Annotated in this window: 14 protein-coding genes; 7 read left to right on the top strand and 7 right to left on the bottom strand. The window is 59.8% G+C overall.

What is annotated here, in order from left to right; genetic code table 11:
- Positions 1 to 152 precede the first annotated feature (152 nt).
- Entirely contained in the window at positions 153 to 2,093 is a 1,941-nt protein-coding gene (gene mnmG, locus SMC1_RS03600) for a tRNA uridine-5-carboxymethylaminomethyl(34) synthesis enzyme MnmG (protein WP_119085473.1), read from the top strand.
- Positions 2,094 to 2,145: 52 nt separating this feature from the next.
- Here the strand turns inward: mnmG and SMC1_RS03595 are convergent, their stop codons facing one another.
- Positions 2,146 to 3,351: a serine hydrolase domain-containing protein gene (locus SMC1_RS03595; RefSeq protein WP_207799291.1), complete on the bottom strand. Its 1,206-nt coding sequence runs from the start codon at positions 3,349 to 3,351 to the stop codon at positions 2,146 to 2,148.
- Positions 3,352 to 3,532: 181 nt separating this feature from the next.
- Here SMC1_RS03595 and SMC1_RS03590 point away from each other — a divergent pair, with 181 nt between their 5' ends.
- The 5 genes from SMC1_RS03590 (at position 3,533) to SMC1_RS03565 (ending at position 7,924) form a co-directional block, all read left to right on the top strand.
- Positions 3,533 to 3,940, top strand: coding sequence for an OsmC family protein (locus SMC1_RS03590; protein WP_119085433.1), 408 nt, complete (start codon positions 3,533 to 3,535; stop codon positions 3,938 to 3,940).
- A 525-nt stretch (positions 3,941 to 4,465) separates the two neighbouring features.
- Positions 4,466 to 6,142 carry an Ig-like domain-containing protein gene (locus SMC1_RS03580; RefSeq protein ID WP_119085431.1) on the top strand — a complete coding sequence of 559 codons (1,677 nt, stop codon included), beginning with the start codon at positions 4,466 to 4,468 and terminating at the stop codon, positions 6,140 to 6,142.
- 134 nt (positions 6,143 to 6,276) lie between these two features.
- Positions 6,277 to 6,477: a hypothetical protein gene (locus SMC1_RS03575; protein WP_119085430.1), complete on the top strand. Its 201-nt coding sequence runs from the start codon at positions 6,277 to 6,279 to the stop codon at positions 6,475 to 6,477.
- A gap of 24 nt (positions 6,478 to 6,501) precedes the next feature.
- A complete protein-coding gene (locus tag SMC1_RS03570) occupies positions 6,502 to 7,323 on the top strand; it encodes an endonuclease/exonuclease/phosphatase family protein (protein WP_119085429.1) in 822 nt (273 codons plus the stop codon).
- 151 nt (positions 7,324 to 7,474) lie between these two features.
- Positions 7,475 to 7,924: a Gmad2 immunoglobulin-like domain-containing protein gene (locus tag SMC1_RS03565; RefSeq protein ID WP_165849182.1), complete on the top strand. Its 450-nt coding sequence runs from the start codon at positions 7,475 to 7,477 to the stop codon at positions 7,922 to 7,924.
- A gap of 185 nt (positions 7,925 to 8,109) precedes the next feature.
- Here SMC1_RS03565 and SMC1_RS03560 read toward each other — a convergent pair whose 3' ends face one another.
- The 6 genes from SMC1_RS03560 to SMC1_RS03535 form a co-directional block, all read right to left on the bottom strand.
- A complete protein-coding gene (locus SMC1_RS03560; RefSeq protein ID WP_119085427.1) occupies positions 8,110 to 9,033 on the bottom strand; it encodes a DUF4380 domain-containing protein in 924 nt (307 codons plus the stop codon).
- A gap of 17 nt (positions 9,034 to 9,050) precedes the next feature.
- Positions 9,051 to 9,818: an alpha/beta fold hydrolase gene (locus tag SMC1_RS03555; protein WP_207799290.1), complete on the bottom strand. Its 768-nt coding sequence runs from the start codon at positions 9,816 to 9,818 to the stop codon at positions 9,051 to 9,053.
- Between the two features lie 172 nt (positions 9,819 to 9,990).
- Positions 9,991 to 11,127: an NAD(P)/FAD-dependent oxidoreductase gene (locus SMC1_RS03550; RefSeq protein WP_119085425.1), complete on the bottom strand. Its 1,137-nt coding sequence runs from the start codon at positions 11,125 to 11,127 to the stop codon at positions 9,991 to 9,993.
- Positions 11,117 to 11,410 (bottom strand): (2Fe-2S)-binding protein, encoded by a 294-nt coding sequence (locus tag SMC1_RS03545; protein ID WP_119085424.1) that lies wholly within the window; start codon positions 11,408 to 11,410, stop codon positions 11,117 to 11,119. Before SMC1_RS03545 ends, SMC1_RS03550 begins: the two co-directional genes overlap by 11 nt.
- 4 nt (positions 11,411 to 11,414) lie before the next feature.
- Positions 11,415 to 11,903 carry a 4Fe-4S binding protein gene (locus tag SMC1_RS03540; RefSeq protein ID WP_119085423.1) on the bottom strand — a complete coding sequence of 163 codons (489 nt, stop codon included), beginning with the start codon at positions 11,901 to 11,903 and terminating at the stop codon, positions 11,415 to 11,417.
- Positions 11,900 to 13,318, bottom strand: coding sequence for an FAD-dependent oxidoreductase (locus SMC1_RS03535; RefSeq protein WP_119085422.1), 1,419 nt, complete (start codon positions 13,316 to 13,318; stop codon positions 11,900 to 11,902). Before SMC1_RS03535 ends, SMC1_RS03540 begins: the two co-directional genes overlap by 4 nt.
- A 355-nt stretch (positions 13,319 to 13,673) precedes the next feature.
- Here SMC1_RS03535 and SMC1_RS03530 point away from each other — a divergent pair, with 355 nt between their 5' ends.
- Positions 13,674 to 14,837, top strand: coding sequence for a branched-chain amino acid ABC transporter substrate-binding protein (locus tag SMC1_RS03530; RefSeq protein ID WP_119085421.1), 1,164 nt, complete (start codon positions 13,674 to 13,676; stop codon positions 14,835 to 14,837).
- Positions 14,838 to 14,862 lie beyond the last annotated feature (25 nt).

Here is a 14,862-nt window from a genome sequence, read left to right as displayed (position 1 = left end):
TCCCAACCCTGCCGCGACTGCGACGGGGTTTTGCGTATCGCATCAGTGAACAGGAGCGCTGTTGCAAAACAGGAGACGAGATCTTTCGTGCTCGCACAATGCCTGCGCAAGTCGTGGTATGCTATGTTCATATCATGACGGGGGATGAACCGATGAGCGAACAGGACCAGCGTGGACAGAACGAGTTCAGTGGAGGCAGCAGATACGACTGCATTGTCGTCGGGGCAGGTCATGCCGGCTGCGAAGCGGCGCTGGTAGCCGCACGTGCCGGGCTGAGCGTTCTAGTCCTGACCGGCTCCATGGACGCGATCGCGTGGATGCCGTGCAACCCGGCCATCGGCGGCCCCGGCAAGGCACAGGTCGTGCGGGAAGTCGACGCCTTGGGCGGCGAAATGGGCCTCAACGCCGAACGGGCCCTGACCCAGATCAAGCTGCTCAACACCTCCAAGGGGCGCGCAGTGCAGAGTGTGCGCACCCAGTGCGACAAGTGGCAATACAGCGCCAGCATGAAGCAAGTGCTGGAGGACCAGCCAAACCTGACGCTCAAGCAGGAACGCGTGGAGCGCCTGCTGACGCAGTCAGGTCACGTCGTGGGCGTCGTCACCAATTATCGCGTCCCCTACGAGGCGGACACGGTCATCCTGACGACTGGCACGTACCTGGGCGGCGTCATCCACATCAGCGACATCGCCATCCCTGCCGGACGTGCATGGGACTTCGCCAGCAGTGGCATCAGCGACTCACTCCGGGAGCTGGGTTTCGATGTCCAGCGCTTCAACACGGGCACGACACCGCGCATCGACAAGCGGAGTGTGGACCTGACCAAGTTCGTGCTCGAGGAGGGTGACAGTACCCCTCTGCACTGGTCGTTCCGCAGCAAACCGCGCGTCTGGGAGCACCAGTTGCCCAGCTACCTCAACTGGACCAACCCGCAGACCATCGACGTCACTCGCAAGTACATGCACCTGTCGCCATCCGTCATGGGACTCATGGTACATGTCGGCCCACGCACCTGTCCCAGCATCGAGGAGAAGGTCCGGTGGTATCCCGACAAGACGCGGCACCAGCTGTTCCTTGAGCAGGAAGGCCGCAGCACCAGCGAGATGTACGTGCAGGGCATGTATATGAGTGTTCCTCTGCCGATGCAGGAGGAGATCCTGCGCACCATCCCCGGCATGGAGCACGTGGAGATCATGCGGCCTGCCTACGCCATCGCCTACGATTACGTCAACCCGCAAGAGCTGAAGCTGACACTGGAATCAAAGCGCGTCGAGGGCCTGTTCCTGGCCGGTCAGATCAACGGTACGACCGGGTACGACGAGGCGGCGGGTCAGGGCATCATCGCCGGTATCAATGCTGCTCAGAAGGTCAGGGGGCGTGATCCCTTCGTCCTGCGGCGTTCGGACGGCTACCTGGGTGTGCTGGTGGATGACCTCACGACCAAGGAGCTCGTCGAACCGTACCGCATCACACCCAGTCACTGTGAATACCGCCTCATCCTGCGGGAAGACAACGCCGACCTGCGCCTGACGCCTCTCGCCCATGAACTGGGCATCATCGACGATGCCGCCTATCAGCGTGTCGTGTACAAGCAGCAGGAACTGGACCGCCTCAAGGAGGTCCTGCGGGCCCGTATGCTGAACCCGGACGGCCCGACGCTGGGAAGGCTTGCCGCCCTTGGCGTTGGCCCCATCCAGACGCCGACGTCGTTTGCCACGCTGCTGAAGCGCCAGGACTTCTGGAAGAAGGACCTGATCACCCTAGCCCCCGACCTCGCAGACGTCGACGACGAACTGCTGGAGGAGCTAGAGACCGAGGTGAAGTACGAGGGCTACATCGTCCGCCAGCAGGCCAAGGTGCGCGACTTGTCTCAGCTCGAGGGCTACGCCATCCCCGGAGACGTGGACCTTGCACTGGTACCGTCCCTGTCAAAGGAAGGGCGCGAACGCATGGTGACAGCGAAGCCGCAGACCCTGGGCCAGGCGTCCCGCCTCAGTGGTGTCCGCCCCGCCGACGTCGCGGTGCTGTTACATTATCTCCAGAACCGACGGCGCACCGAACTGGAGTCGCCAGAAACTGATAGCGGGTCCTGACAGATCCGCGATGTCGGACAGGCCGCCGTTCCGGCACAACACATGGCGGGCCTTACTGTCTTGCATAAAGCCCGGCAAGCTTGGGCATCTCGGCAAACAACGCGTTCGCTGCCTTATTGTCACCGTCGGCATTGGTGAAGACGATCACGCCGATGTCCCGCGAGGGCTGCAGCAGCACGAACGTGTCGAAGGTGTCACAGCTCCCGCGGTGCCAGCTCGTCGGAATGCCATCGATCAGCTCCTCGTGCCATCCACAGCTGTATTCGAGCACAGGCTCGTGCAGGCGCTGGATGTCCGCCGCCGACAGCACGCTCCCGTCGATATTCTCGAGTCCTGCCAGGTGCAGGCGGGCGAAGACGCTGTAATCCAGGATGGACATGCTGACGTCGCCTGCCGGGGCGAGGACAGTGGGCACCCTGTAGTGATCCGAGGGATTATGCGGCGTGACCACGCCGTTCTTGATGCGGTGGCCCCAAGGTTCGTCGTCACCGCACAGAAGTGGCCAGCCATACGCGGCTCGTATCTTCAGCGGACCGAACACACGCTGCTGCATCAGTTGCTCCCATGTTTTGCCCGTCACCCGCTCGGCGATCGCTACGGCCACGGCGTATCCAGCATTGGAGTACCGATAGACACCTGCCGGGCCGATGGGCGGGCGCGTCAGAAGCATGCGTGCAAATGCCTGCCGCTGCTGCGCCGGCGTCCCGGTGAACGGGGGGATGCTCGCCCATTCGGGATCCGTCGTGTAGTCTGCCAGCCCCGATGTGTGGGTCAGTAACTGTTCCAGCGTCACGTTCTTGTATCGTGAATCCATGACGGATGCAATGGCAGGGAACGCCTGTGCCATGGTCATGTCCCAGCTGAGTTTCCCCTCCTGGACCAGCGTCGCCAGCATTGTCGCTGTCATGGCCTTGGTCATCGAGCCTAGATGGAACAGATCCTTGGATGTGACCGCGTCTGTACCGCCAGCCTTGCGCACGCCATCGGTAGCGACATCGACGATCCCGTTTACATCAATGACACATAGTTCAAGGGCGGGAAGATGATACGTCTCACGGAGGGTCACAACGTCCCGCTGTAACGCCGTCGGCCGCGCGGGAATGACGATGTCCGGGCGGAGTCGGGTGGGAGCGTCCAACTCTAGCGAGGTGGGCCGCCGGGGAATGACGATGTCCGGGCGGAGTCGGGTGGGAGCGTCGGTGCGCGGAACTGGCCCAGCGAAGACCACCGCTGTTGCGACCAGCGCCACAACCGCCATGCTTATCCATCCGCGCCCCGTACGTCTGCTCATTTGTTTATTGTACCACTGGATCAACAGGAACTTCTTCAGAGAAACCTCTCGCGCGTCTCAAATCCCGCCTGGGAGATTCGGCCGTTGCAGGAGAAGCCGAATCATAGTAGGATTAGTTTAGAAACGCCTACGTGCTGGGAGGTCGTTCGTGGACATCGAGCTGGAGTTCGAGAGGGTAGACGAGGTTCTCGGGGTCGCACGCTCGCGTGGCGTGGAGCTGATCTTCGATACGGGCCATGGCATCGACAAGCAGGGCCTGTGGCCGATGGAGGTCCTCGTGGCGTCGCTGGGCGGATGTCTGAACCTCGACTTGGGAGCAGTGATGGGGCTGTCGGGATATCCCGTAGAGAAGCTGACCATGACGTTGCGAGGTCACCGGGACGACAACATTCCCTGCATCGACACTGCGTCGTATCACGTCGACATCTGGTCGGCACATCTATCCCAACAGGCTGCGGAGGAATTACTGTCATATGCACTGGGGCGCAGTACGATCTACAATACGCTGGCCAAGGCCGTCAAGCTCGATATCACCATCACGGCTCACACGTCGTGAACATAGCCGGAACCTTCACAGTCCAATAGGTGCATTTGGAAGTAACCCTGTAGTTGTGGAGGTACACATGACAAGAAAAACTATCGGGTTGATAAGCATTATCTTGGCAGTCGTCGTCGGTATCGGGGCGCTGATGACCATTCCTGCAGTATACGCAGAGACAAAAACAGTTGTCACAAGACAATCAGTCACTGCAGGATGCGCAGTGTCCCTTGCGCACAATGCGGACTCCCCCCGAGCATTTTTTCTCAATGCGAGGGGCGTATTGCCCAGAGTTGCCGCCAGAATCCGCCGTGCTTGCACGGCCTGAAGCAGTCCTCGTGACAGCCAACGTTCTGCGGCTCCGTCTAGCAGGGTACGGATCGGTCGAGGGCGTCTCTGCTGATCCCCCGAGCATGTTTTTTCAATGCGAGGGGCGCTTCTGAGAGATGGTCCACTCCAGCGGCTCTGCCGCGGCACGGTTTCTGTGCCAATCGGTCGTATTCCACAATCTTCATTCAACCAAAGTTAAAAGGAGATTAAACAATGAAGAAATTCCTATCTATATTTGTCGCCCTTGCCATGGTGCTCAGCCTGTTCGCAGGCGTCGGCGCTCGTACGGCAAAGGCAGCTGCAGCTCCTATCACCAAAGCTGCCACTGGCATCTCATTGACGGATGCCACACTGCACGGCCTCAGTGACGATGCTGCTGCGGGCCACAGTTTCTGGGTTTCGCTGAGCACGATCGACACGACAAGCGCGACACTGCCGACTGGCGTTTATTCTACGCCCGATCTTGGCACTATCGCTGCCAGTACGCAGTTCTCCGCCCTGCTTTCGTCTGCTGCCGGTCTCCCTGCGGTGACAGCGAGCACGACGTACTACTTCGTCGCTTGGTGCAGTGACGGTACTACTTGGACTCCAGGCGCTGTCATGTCGTTCACGACTGCAGCACCTCCTATTCTCGTAACGAGTATTGCCGTAACAGGTGCGGGGAATGCAACCACCGTAGTGAATGGTGGAACCCTGGCAATGAGTGCCGCGGTCCTTCCAGCTAACGCAACTGATGCAACTGTAACCTGGTCAGTAGCGGCAGGCACTGGAACAGCAACAATAGGTGCTTCAACAGGCGTGCTGACAGCAACAGGAGTTGGCACCGTAACTGTGACCGCAACCGCCCATGACGCTTCAGGCAAAACAGGCACGGAAGTCATCACCGTTACAACTGCGCCTACGTTGAGCAGCATCGCCATTGCTCCAGCTACAGTCACTCTTGCCGGCGGTGCCCAGCAGGTATTTACTGCGACCGCGACGTACAGACATGCTACGACCGCAACTGTTGCTGCAACCTACACTGCTACGCTTGGAACGTTCAGCGGAAGCACTTATACGGCCCCAGCTGCTACAGTGGCGGCTCAGACTGTCACAGTCATTGGTAGCTATCTTACCAAGACTGCCACCGCTATGGTAACAATTCTTGGTACCCATCTGTTGAGCAGCATCGCCATTGCTCCAGCTACGGTCACTCTTGCTGGCGCTGCTACGCAGGCATTTGTTGCGACCGCGACGTACAGTGATGCTACGACCGCAACTGTTACTGCAACCTACACAGCAACGCTTGGAACGTTCAGCGGAAGCACTTATACAGCCCCAGCTGCTACAGTGGCGACTCAGACTGCCACCGTCACTGGTACCTATACTGAAGGTGCTGTCACCAAGCTTGCCACTGCTGTGGTGACTATTTCTGCTATTCCAGTTACAAACCTTCAGGCGCTGAAGGCGCTGAAAGCGTTGTACAAGCAAATCGGAGACACTGCCAAGCTCATCCGCGACAAGGTCAAAGCCGCAAAGGCGGCGGGCAAGGATCTAACCGGACTTACCGCTGATTTGAAGACCGCCCAGAAGTATGCAACGCACAGAGCAGTCTCTCACGGAATCATGCTGACCGAAGTGGAACGTGCCATGCTGGAAACAATGCAAACGTCCATCCATAAGCTTGAGCAAGATCTGAAGACACTGCGAAAGGTCAAGACGCCCAAGGCAACCAAGGCAACACTTGATCTGTTCAGAGCGCACATCAAGACCGCCATCGCTGAACGTACTGCGTATCTCAAGACCATTCATACCGCTGCGCTGACACAGTACTCGAGCCGTCTCGTCACTCTGATTGCGGACGCCACCATGAAGCTCACATTCCTGCAGACCCTCCTCGGCAAACTTTGATAACAGCTGAGTAATTCTGCATGACCGGCGGGCAGGTGCCATGGCACCTGCCCGCCTTCCCATTTCTGGCGAGCTCGTGTATACTGTCTTATTCTGCCGGTCCGTACTACAGGCCCATGAGCGAAGGAGCCCTCATGAGTCGCACGCGTTTCATGGTCCTGTCATTCGTCGTATTGCTACTGTGTTGCGGTCTCTCCGGGTACATCCCGGTATCGCCCTCCACTGGTACCGGCACCACGACTGTCCGCGTGGTCAGCTACAACGTCGAGAACGCCTTCGACAACCACGTCGACGGCACAGAGTACTCAGACTATGGCCCGTCGTCGAACTACTAGGCGGACCGTCTCTGGAAGGTCAAGATCGACCATATCCATGAGGTCCTGCAGGCAGCGGACAAACCCCAGATTGTGGGCCTGGTAGAGGTAGAGGATGAGCGCATGGCCACGATGGTCCTCGACGCCGTCCGTGACCTTGGCTACAGGAACATGGCTATCACGAAGGGCGGGTCTGCCACGCAGTGCGTTCTCCTCTCCTCGTTCCCTATCCAGTCCGTCGTGTCTCTGCCTACGACCAGTGGGGTCCGCGACATCCTCGTCGCATCTGTGGATGTGGGCGGTCCCTTGCTGCACGTCCTGGTCAACCACTGGAAGGCCAAGGACTCGGGCGAGACGGAATCCCTGCGCATCAAGAGCGCGAAGGTCGCGCGTGCAGAGGTCGACCGGCTGCTGAAGCAGGACCCTGCCACAGATATCGTCCTGATGGGAGACTTCAACAGCACGGAAGATGAGCACAGGGCAACGGGCAAGACGACAGGCATCAACGACGTCCTGCGGACCACGGGAGACAGCACTTCCATGACGGCGCAGACCAGCCGATACCTGTACGACCCGTGGTTTGAGATGCCGGTATCCCAGCGTGGCTCGGAAGTCTACGGTTCCAGTTGGGAGTCCCTCGATCATATTATCATGAGTCCAGGCCTGTTCGACAGGACGGGGTTGAGCTATGACGTTGGGTCCTTCGACGCATTCCGTGCACCATTCCTTCTCTCATACCAGCGGGCCGCTGACGGCCGCCAGGTACCCAACCGCTGGCAGGAGTCAGGCAACCACCACGGGTCGGACGGCTACAGTGACCACCTGCCCATCATGGCCGAATTCACCGTCTGGCCGGACCACACCTGAACGCTTGCCCCATCCTCCCCGCGAAGGTGGAGTCCCACACGATGATGCAAGGATGGATTCCCGCATACGCGGGAATGACAGATGGGAAGATAGCCGCACGTATCTGGCAACAAAGACGCTCGGGTGCTATACTGCCGTCAAGGTGGTGCCCATGAGAAGAAGCACTGTTCTCCTGTTGTTCATCCTGCTCCTGTCCATCGCTGGCTGCAGCTCCGGACCCATGGAGTCGCACGAGGGCAACGTCAAGGTCACACTCCCGGCACGCCAGGAAACGGTCACGTTCGTCAAACAGGTCGACGGCTCATGGAAGAGCAGCGTCCGGACGACCGGCAGTGCCCGTGCGTTCGAGGCCACAGTCAGCTGGGAAGCGATGCAGCAATTATCACCTGACGTCCTGACCTCTCTGGGTCAGGGCAGCTTCATGACGTCGGCGGGAGCCCCCGAATTCGGGACGTTCGACCAGACGCTGATGCTTGTCAGCGCGGCCTCGGAGCCGGCCCCGGATGGCAAGGGAACCCTGCGCATCTTTATTACCAGTATGAAAGATGGCAGTCAGCAGGATATTGTCGACATCCCTGTCGTCCTGACGTCGGCGCCCTAGGAGGGGAACAAACGAGATCTGCTCGTGGTCTAAGAGCTGCGGGGAAATGCCCCGAAGAAGCGAGGTAGCTGCAGCTGCCGCGTCCGATGAGGGACCTGATCCTGCAAGTGGTGACGGGAGGGCCGTGCGTAGGCTCTCCCGTCACTGCGTTCAGTAGCCGGCGTCCCTTGTCACGCCGGCTACTGTCAGAATCCGAATCTCGCTTGTGGCAAGTCGAGGTAGCAGCAGTCCGTCAGCACAGCAGCGATGTCATCCTCCGACCCACCCGGGTACGACATGTCAGGGATCAGCTGCCACGACTCGACGTGCTGCATGGCTTCGCCGGGCTGCAGCGTGCGCAGGGGAGACAGCGTCTCCATCTCCAGCATGAAGTCGGTCGTGTAGCTTTCGTAGTTCACGCCGAAGTCCGGATATGTCTCACCCGGGACAAAAGGGAAACGTTTGATAAACACTGAATGCCGGTTGAAGTATGCAGCCCAGCCGGCCTCGTTTGTGACGCCCAGCTTGAACGGCTGCTTGACCGCCGGGTCCTGATGTAGAATCACAAACCGGTCGCCCCAGCGAACGCGCTCGTCGTCCATACGCGCGTAGGGCCACAGGGCAACACAACGGTTGGGCAGCAATCCGGTATCGACACGTGTCTGCGGGATGATCTCGACGCCTCCGGGCGCCATTACGGTGATAGCCCACGCAGCCAGGGGGACCGGCCACAGTCCCCGGTTGGTCAAGCGGTGTGTGACCGTCACGCCCGTTCCCGTCGGTTCCAGTGACACCTCCATCTCCTTCTGGATCCCTGTCGCCGCTTCGAGAGGGGGCTTCAGGCGTATGAGACCTTCACCCTCCTCAAATGTCACCGGCGCGTTGTCCGGCTGGTACGTCCGCGGACTGGCTTCGGGGCTGTGCCACAGGCGATGACCGCCGAAGGTATGCCACGTGTCGCCACCTGTGATCCCGTCCTCGTCGCGGACCTCACATAGAACGTTGTCCTTGCCCTCGAACCCGTACCGGACCACGCGCGGCCCAACGTCTGTCGTCAGCACCAGGTCCACGGTACCATTGCTAAGTCGCAGGCAATGGGACCAGCCCCGGAACACCACTTGTTCAACCATCGTTTCCTCCTACAAGCTTAGAGAGGTCGCAACTTGTCCGGCAACGGCCCATTGGCCATCCATGCCCGCACCACCTGGGCATACAGACCGGGATCCTGCACCGGCCAGTTGTGGCCGTGTCCCGCAACGATGAACGCGCATGCCGATGGTGCCGCGGCCACCAGGTCGCGAGCTGACTCCTTCATGACCTTCATCTCACGTTCTCCAACGGTGATCAGCACCGGACATGTGACCGATCCTAGTCCAGGCGGAACGCGGAACGCTACGTTCTCGACCGTCATGCGCCGGTATGATGCGGTGGTCAGCGCCGCCGTCTCGCGCGCAACGTCGCTCTCAAACTCGTCGGGAATCTCCAGAGCCTTCATGTTGGCCCGCACCAGCCACCGCGCGTTCCGCATCGGCATATACAGCGGTATCATCGCGTTCACGAGCCCGACGCCGGTGACGGGCCGTACCAGCGTCCCTGACGCGAACGCGCCAAGAACGACGTCCGGCCGAGAACCCAGCAATGCCACGGTCACTTGAGCCCCCAGCGAGAGACCTGCGATAAAGGCCTTGCCCCCGTGTGCGCGCTCCGCGATGAGGTCCGCGACCAGGCGCACCGTTCCAGCAACCGAGAAGGTACCCGCATCCTGACTCTTTCCGTGTTCCGGCATGTCGGGTATCAGCAGGTGAACTTCAGACAGCGCAGCCATCGTGTCGCGCCACATCCAGCCGCCGACACCTGCACCATGCAGCAGAACAATGGTCGGCGCCTTTGCTGGTCCCACTTCCTGAACGTACATGCCCATATCCTGCCTCCGCGCCGAGACCCAGCGTAAAACATGCTCGGCACACGCTCAGTGTATGCCTGCCGGGAAAGCGCGCAAGAACAGGGAGCTCGCACGGTGCCACGGAATGGCAGACGGAGAGAACCGGAGTCCTCTCCCTCGATTTGTATAGTGTTGCAAGGTGGCCCTAGCCGATGATGGCTTTCTCGGTCAGCAGCTCGCCACGGGCGAAGCGGCGGAAATTGTAGTGCTCGATGTCGATGCTGGGCTTGCCGTCGGCGACGTACTCGGCCAGCAGTCTACCGACGATCGGACCCATCATGAAGCCGTGTCCTGAGTAGCCGTTGGCCTGGAAGAAGCCCGGGACCTCATCGATTGGACCAAGCACGGGGTGGGCATCGGGTGAGACGACGTAGTAGCCGGCCCACTGGCGCATAAGCTTGACGCCGGCAAGGCGCGGCACAATCTCGCACGCCTCACTGGCGAATTTGGTGAGGAACTCGAACGTGGAGTCGATGTCCGTGGCGTTCTTGTCGCCGGTGTCGGTGCCACCCACGACGTTGCCGCGGTGCGTCTGCAGGTAATAGAGTGAGTTCTTGACCAGCATGGGACCCAGGAACTGCTCGAGAGGCTCGGTCGCCATGATCTGGTGCTTGTCGAGGCGGTAGGGCAGGTCGACACCGAGCATGGCCGCGATGCCCTTCGAACCGGGCCCGGCGGCGTTGACGACGTTCTTCGTCTCGATGTTGCCTTGGGTCGTGTGCACGGTGAACGTGTGAGCTGCAGTGCCCTCGATGCCAACAACGTCGGTCGTGGTCAGGATGTCCACCCCCAGGCGCCGCGCCGCCTGCGCGTAACCGGTGACAGTGTCGAAGGGGAAGGCCATGCCGTCCTTGTCATACCACTGGCCTGCAAGGAACGAATCGGTGTTGAGCGACGGACAGATCTCCTTCGCCTCCTGGCGGTCGACGATGCAGCTCATGACGCCGTGCTTGTTCTGGAACTCGACGTCGTGCTTCGCCTTCTCCACCAGTTCGGGCGTGTCCCACAGGAAGAGGTAGCCACACGCCTTGAAGTGGATGTCGTACCCGAGCTCGTCGGACATATGTACCCACATCTCCTCGGCTTCCCGAAGCAGGACGATCTGGTCGGGTCCGGTGAACTGGGCGCGAATACCTGAACCACAGCGGCCGGTAGAACCGCTGCCCAGGTAGCACTCTTCGAGAACCGCCACATCCTTGTAGCCCCTTTTGGCAAGTTCGTAGGCGATGGCGAGCCCTGAGATGCCGCCGCCGACAATGATGCAATCATAGCTACTTCTCATCGTCCGCCTCCTTGCCCTTCACGAAGAAACCGATGGGTACGGGATCGAGCGGCGGACGCGTCGTGGGGGTCATGATCTGGTCGAGCGTCCGGCCCGTTTCGCGCGCGAGGATCTGTGCTGCAAGCAAAATACAGGTCTTGCCCTGGCATGGCCCGAGGCCGAACTTGGCGTAGCGCTTCAGCGACTGCAGGTCAGCATAGCCTTCGTGGATGGCGTCTTTGATCTCCTGCACGGAGATGTCCTCACACCGGCAGGCAATCGTCTTCTCGTCTTCTCTGGTCATGTCGTCACCCCACCTTGATATTGCGCACCTGCTCACAGAGAGCAGGGTCATCGAACTCGACAGAAATGAGAGATGACCTGCTGACATTGTCGGCAGCCAGCACAAACTTCACCGTCGCGCTGCCGAGCGAAGCTCCGTCGCGACCCAGCAGTGTGACCGTGCCACCCTTGACGGGCAGCGGCAGGTACTCATACGGGACCGTGACCGACGGCTTCGCCTTTGACTTGTCATGGATGAAGATGGCAAGGCCGGGGCAAACCTTGAGGCAGCTCATGCATCCGGTACACTTGGCAAAGTCGACATGCGGGATGCCGTTGATGCCGTCCATGATGATGGCGTCGAACTTGCAGGCGCTGACACACGGGTTGCAGGGGATCTCCTGGATGCACTCGATAACAGCGACAGGGCCCTTCTTCTCGCGCTCTTCGGGAGGGAGGAAACCGTTCTCGCGCAGGTACGTGATATCGATGATCCCAGTTTCAAAGTAGCTCATTCAAGCACCTCGACGCATTTGAGTCCGATACAGATCTTGGCGCTGAACGGTCCGGCCCGGAGGTCATCCAGGTTGTGCCTGGTCTCCTTCTGTTCTTCGACCGGCACATCCATATGTCCAAGATCGTACGCGGCCTGGAGTCCTGCGATCTTGCCTTCCATCATGGCGGTGGAGGCCTCTTCGATACCGGAGGCGTCACCTGCGGCAAAGATGTCGGGATTGCTGGTACGCATCGCCCAGTTGCGCTTGGCGACCCAGCCGCCCAGCTCGCCCGTATAGGCGAGGTCCAGCTTTGCCTGCTCGAGAAGTTCCGTGGAAGGCTTGAGCCCCGCTGACAGACAGATCGTGTCGCACTCGATGCGCTGTTCGGTACCGGGAATCGGCTGCCACTTCTCATCAACCTCGGCGATAATCGCCGCTTCGACGTGGTCGGTGCCGACCGCTTCCAGCACGGTATGACGCGTCATGATACGGACGCCGTTCCGGGCAATCTTGCTCGCGTGGACGAGATACCCGCCTACCCGTGGCGCGCCCTCGATGACCCCGACAACCTCAATGCCTGCCTGCATCAGCTGGTAGCTGACGATGAGGCCGACGTTGCCAGCCCCGACCATCAGGACCTTCTTGCCAGGCTTGATGCCGTAGACGTTCATCAGCGTCTGCGCGGCTCCAGCCCCGAAGACGCCCGGCATATCGTTGTTCTTGAACATCAGCATCTTCTCGGCCGCGCCGGTGGCGACGATGACCTTGCGAGGGTGGAAGAGGACCGCGTGGTCCTGGTCGGCGGCGCAGATAGCGCCCTGAAACCACCCAAACGCAGTGAAGCCGCTGTACACCGTGATGTTGGGCGTCGCCGCGATCTCCTCGATGAGCTTCTTCGCGATGGTGACGCCGCGCGTCCCGGCGTTCTCTTTCGCCGAGCCGAAGAACTTGTGAGTCTGCTTGACCAGCTGACCACCCAACTGGGGGTTCTGGTCCAGCAGGATGACGTCCGCTCCGGCTTTTTCCGCCCAGAGAGACGCTTCCAGACCCGCCGGCCCACCGCCGATGACCAGGACCTCTACATTCTTCTCCTTCACGCCCTTCATGGCAGCCTGCACGTCAGGGAACTTGCCATCACCGTGCTGCGTCTCGACCTCCATCCCATCCCGAACCTGCAGGACGCAGGTACGCATATTGGGGATCCCGTCAACGCGCATCATACATGACGAGCATTTTCCAATAGCGCAGAACATGCCCCTCGGGCGATAGAACCGGGAGGAGGTACTGTACTGCTTCACGCCGGCTGCATACAGAGCCATCGCTACTGTTTCCTGGGGGTAGGCGGTAATCTGTCTGCCGTCGTACGTGACGTGCACCGGGTTTCCTCGGTTCCACGCAAGGATCGGATGCGTAGCAATGCGATTGTCTTCCACCTTTTTCACCTCTCCGATGCGAATTGATTTCCTACGCTTGCAGTATAGAAGCACACATGCATTTTTTCTACAAGCCAGTAAAAAAAACGACAAATCTCAGCGACACGACGACGCCTCCGAGCGCATGAAACGAAGGTTCAACAAGATATTGACCCCGGCCGGGTTCTGGGTTGACGGTAGAGTTGATATTGCATTTTTCTCTACATCTATCAACATGGTGCAGAACCACGGCCCCAGGAGGTACAACAGAAAAAAATGGACTCCGACAAAGGGGACGCCACCATAGGCTCTACCGAAAAAGCCCGTGCACAGTATCGATCTCACTACATTCCCACGAGAAACAGGAGGTAAGAGAATGAGAAAGGCCGTATCAGTACTACTGGTTTGTATGCTTGCCGCAGTACTCTTCCTTTCCGGCTGTGCCAAGAAGACCGGTACCACCGGACCCATCCAGATAGCGCTGCAAGCTCCCATCACTGGTGATTATGCTTATGAAGGTCAAATGGCAAAGCAGTCAGTCGAAGTTGCCGTAGAAATGATCAACAAAGCCGGCGGCGTCCTGGGACGTCAGATCGAAGTCACGGTGGTCGATGACGCTTCTACCCCCAAAGACAGCGCAATCGCAGCCCAGAAGGCCGTCTCAATGAAGGTTGTCGCCGTCATCGGCAGCTACGGTTCGTCGGTCACGGAACCGGCCGCAGATATCTACGAGAAGAACAAGATGGTCTCAGTGGGCTACGGCTGCACCGCCGTCCGACTGACCATGGACAAGCAGCGCAACTACTTCTTCAGGACCTGCGGCCGCGACGATGCCCAAGGCCTGTTCTTTGCCAAGTACGCCGTCGAAACGATGGGTGCGAAGCGCATCGGCATCATGCACGACAACAGCACCTTCGGCAAGGGTGTCGCGGAGGAAGCCAAGAAAGCACTCCAGCCATACATTGATGCGAAGAAGTGCGAGATCGTGTACTACGACGCCATCACTCCTGGCGAGAAGGACTTTTCGGCTGCCGTCACCAAACTGGGCGCCACCAAGCCTGACGTCTGGTACTTCACCGGTTACTATCCCGAAGCCGGCCTGCTGATCCGCCAGGCACGCGATGCCGGTCTGACCTGCCCGTTTATCGGTGGAAACGCCGCCGTCAACGAAGACTTCGTCAAGATCGCCGGTCTTGATGTAGCAAAGGGCGCTCTCACGACAGAGGAACCTCTGGTCATTGATGTCACGACCACCCTTGCTGGGCAGTTCCGCGACCTGTATCAGCAGAAGTTCAACACGCTCCCGGACTCCCCGTGGCCGGTCTACGCTGCTGACGCCTTGTACGCCATTGTGGGCGCCATCGGCAAGGCCAATTCCACAGATGCAGATACTATCGCTACCACCTTGCACACCAACATGACCGGAGTAGAAGGCATCACCGGCCCCCTGCTCTTCACAGCGCAGGGTGACCGAGAAGACGTCCATCAGGTGATGTACGAGGTCGCTGCCAACGGGAAGCTCGTCCTCCACAAGCCCTAGCCTCAAATCCTGATTGAAGCGAGGT

It is taken from the genome of Candidatus Cryosericum septentrionale (assembly GCF_003570995.1).
GTDB lineage: Bacteria > Caldisericota > Caldisericia > Cryosericales > Cryosericaceae > Cryosericum > Cryosericum septentrionale.
Note: the sequence above shows the minus strand (reverse complement) of the source record. Positions and strands in the feature narration are given on the sequence as shown.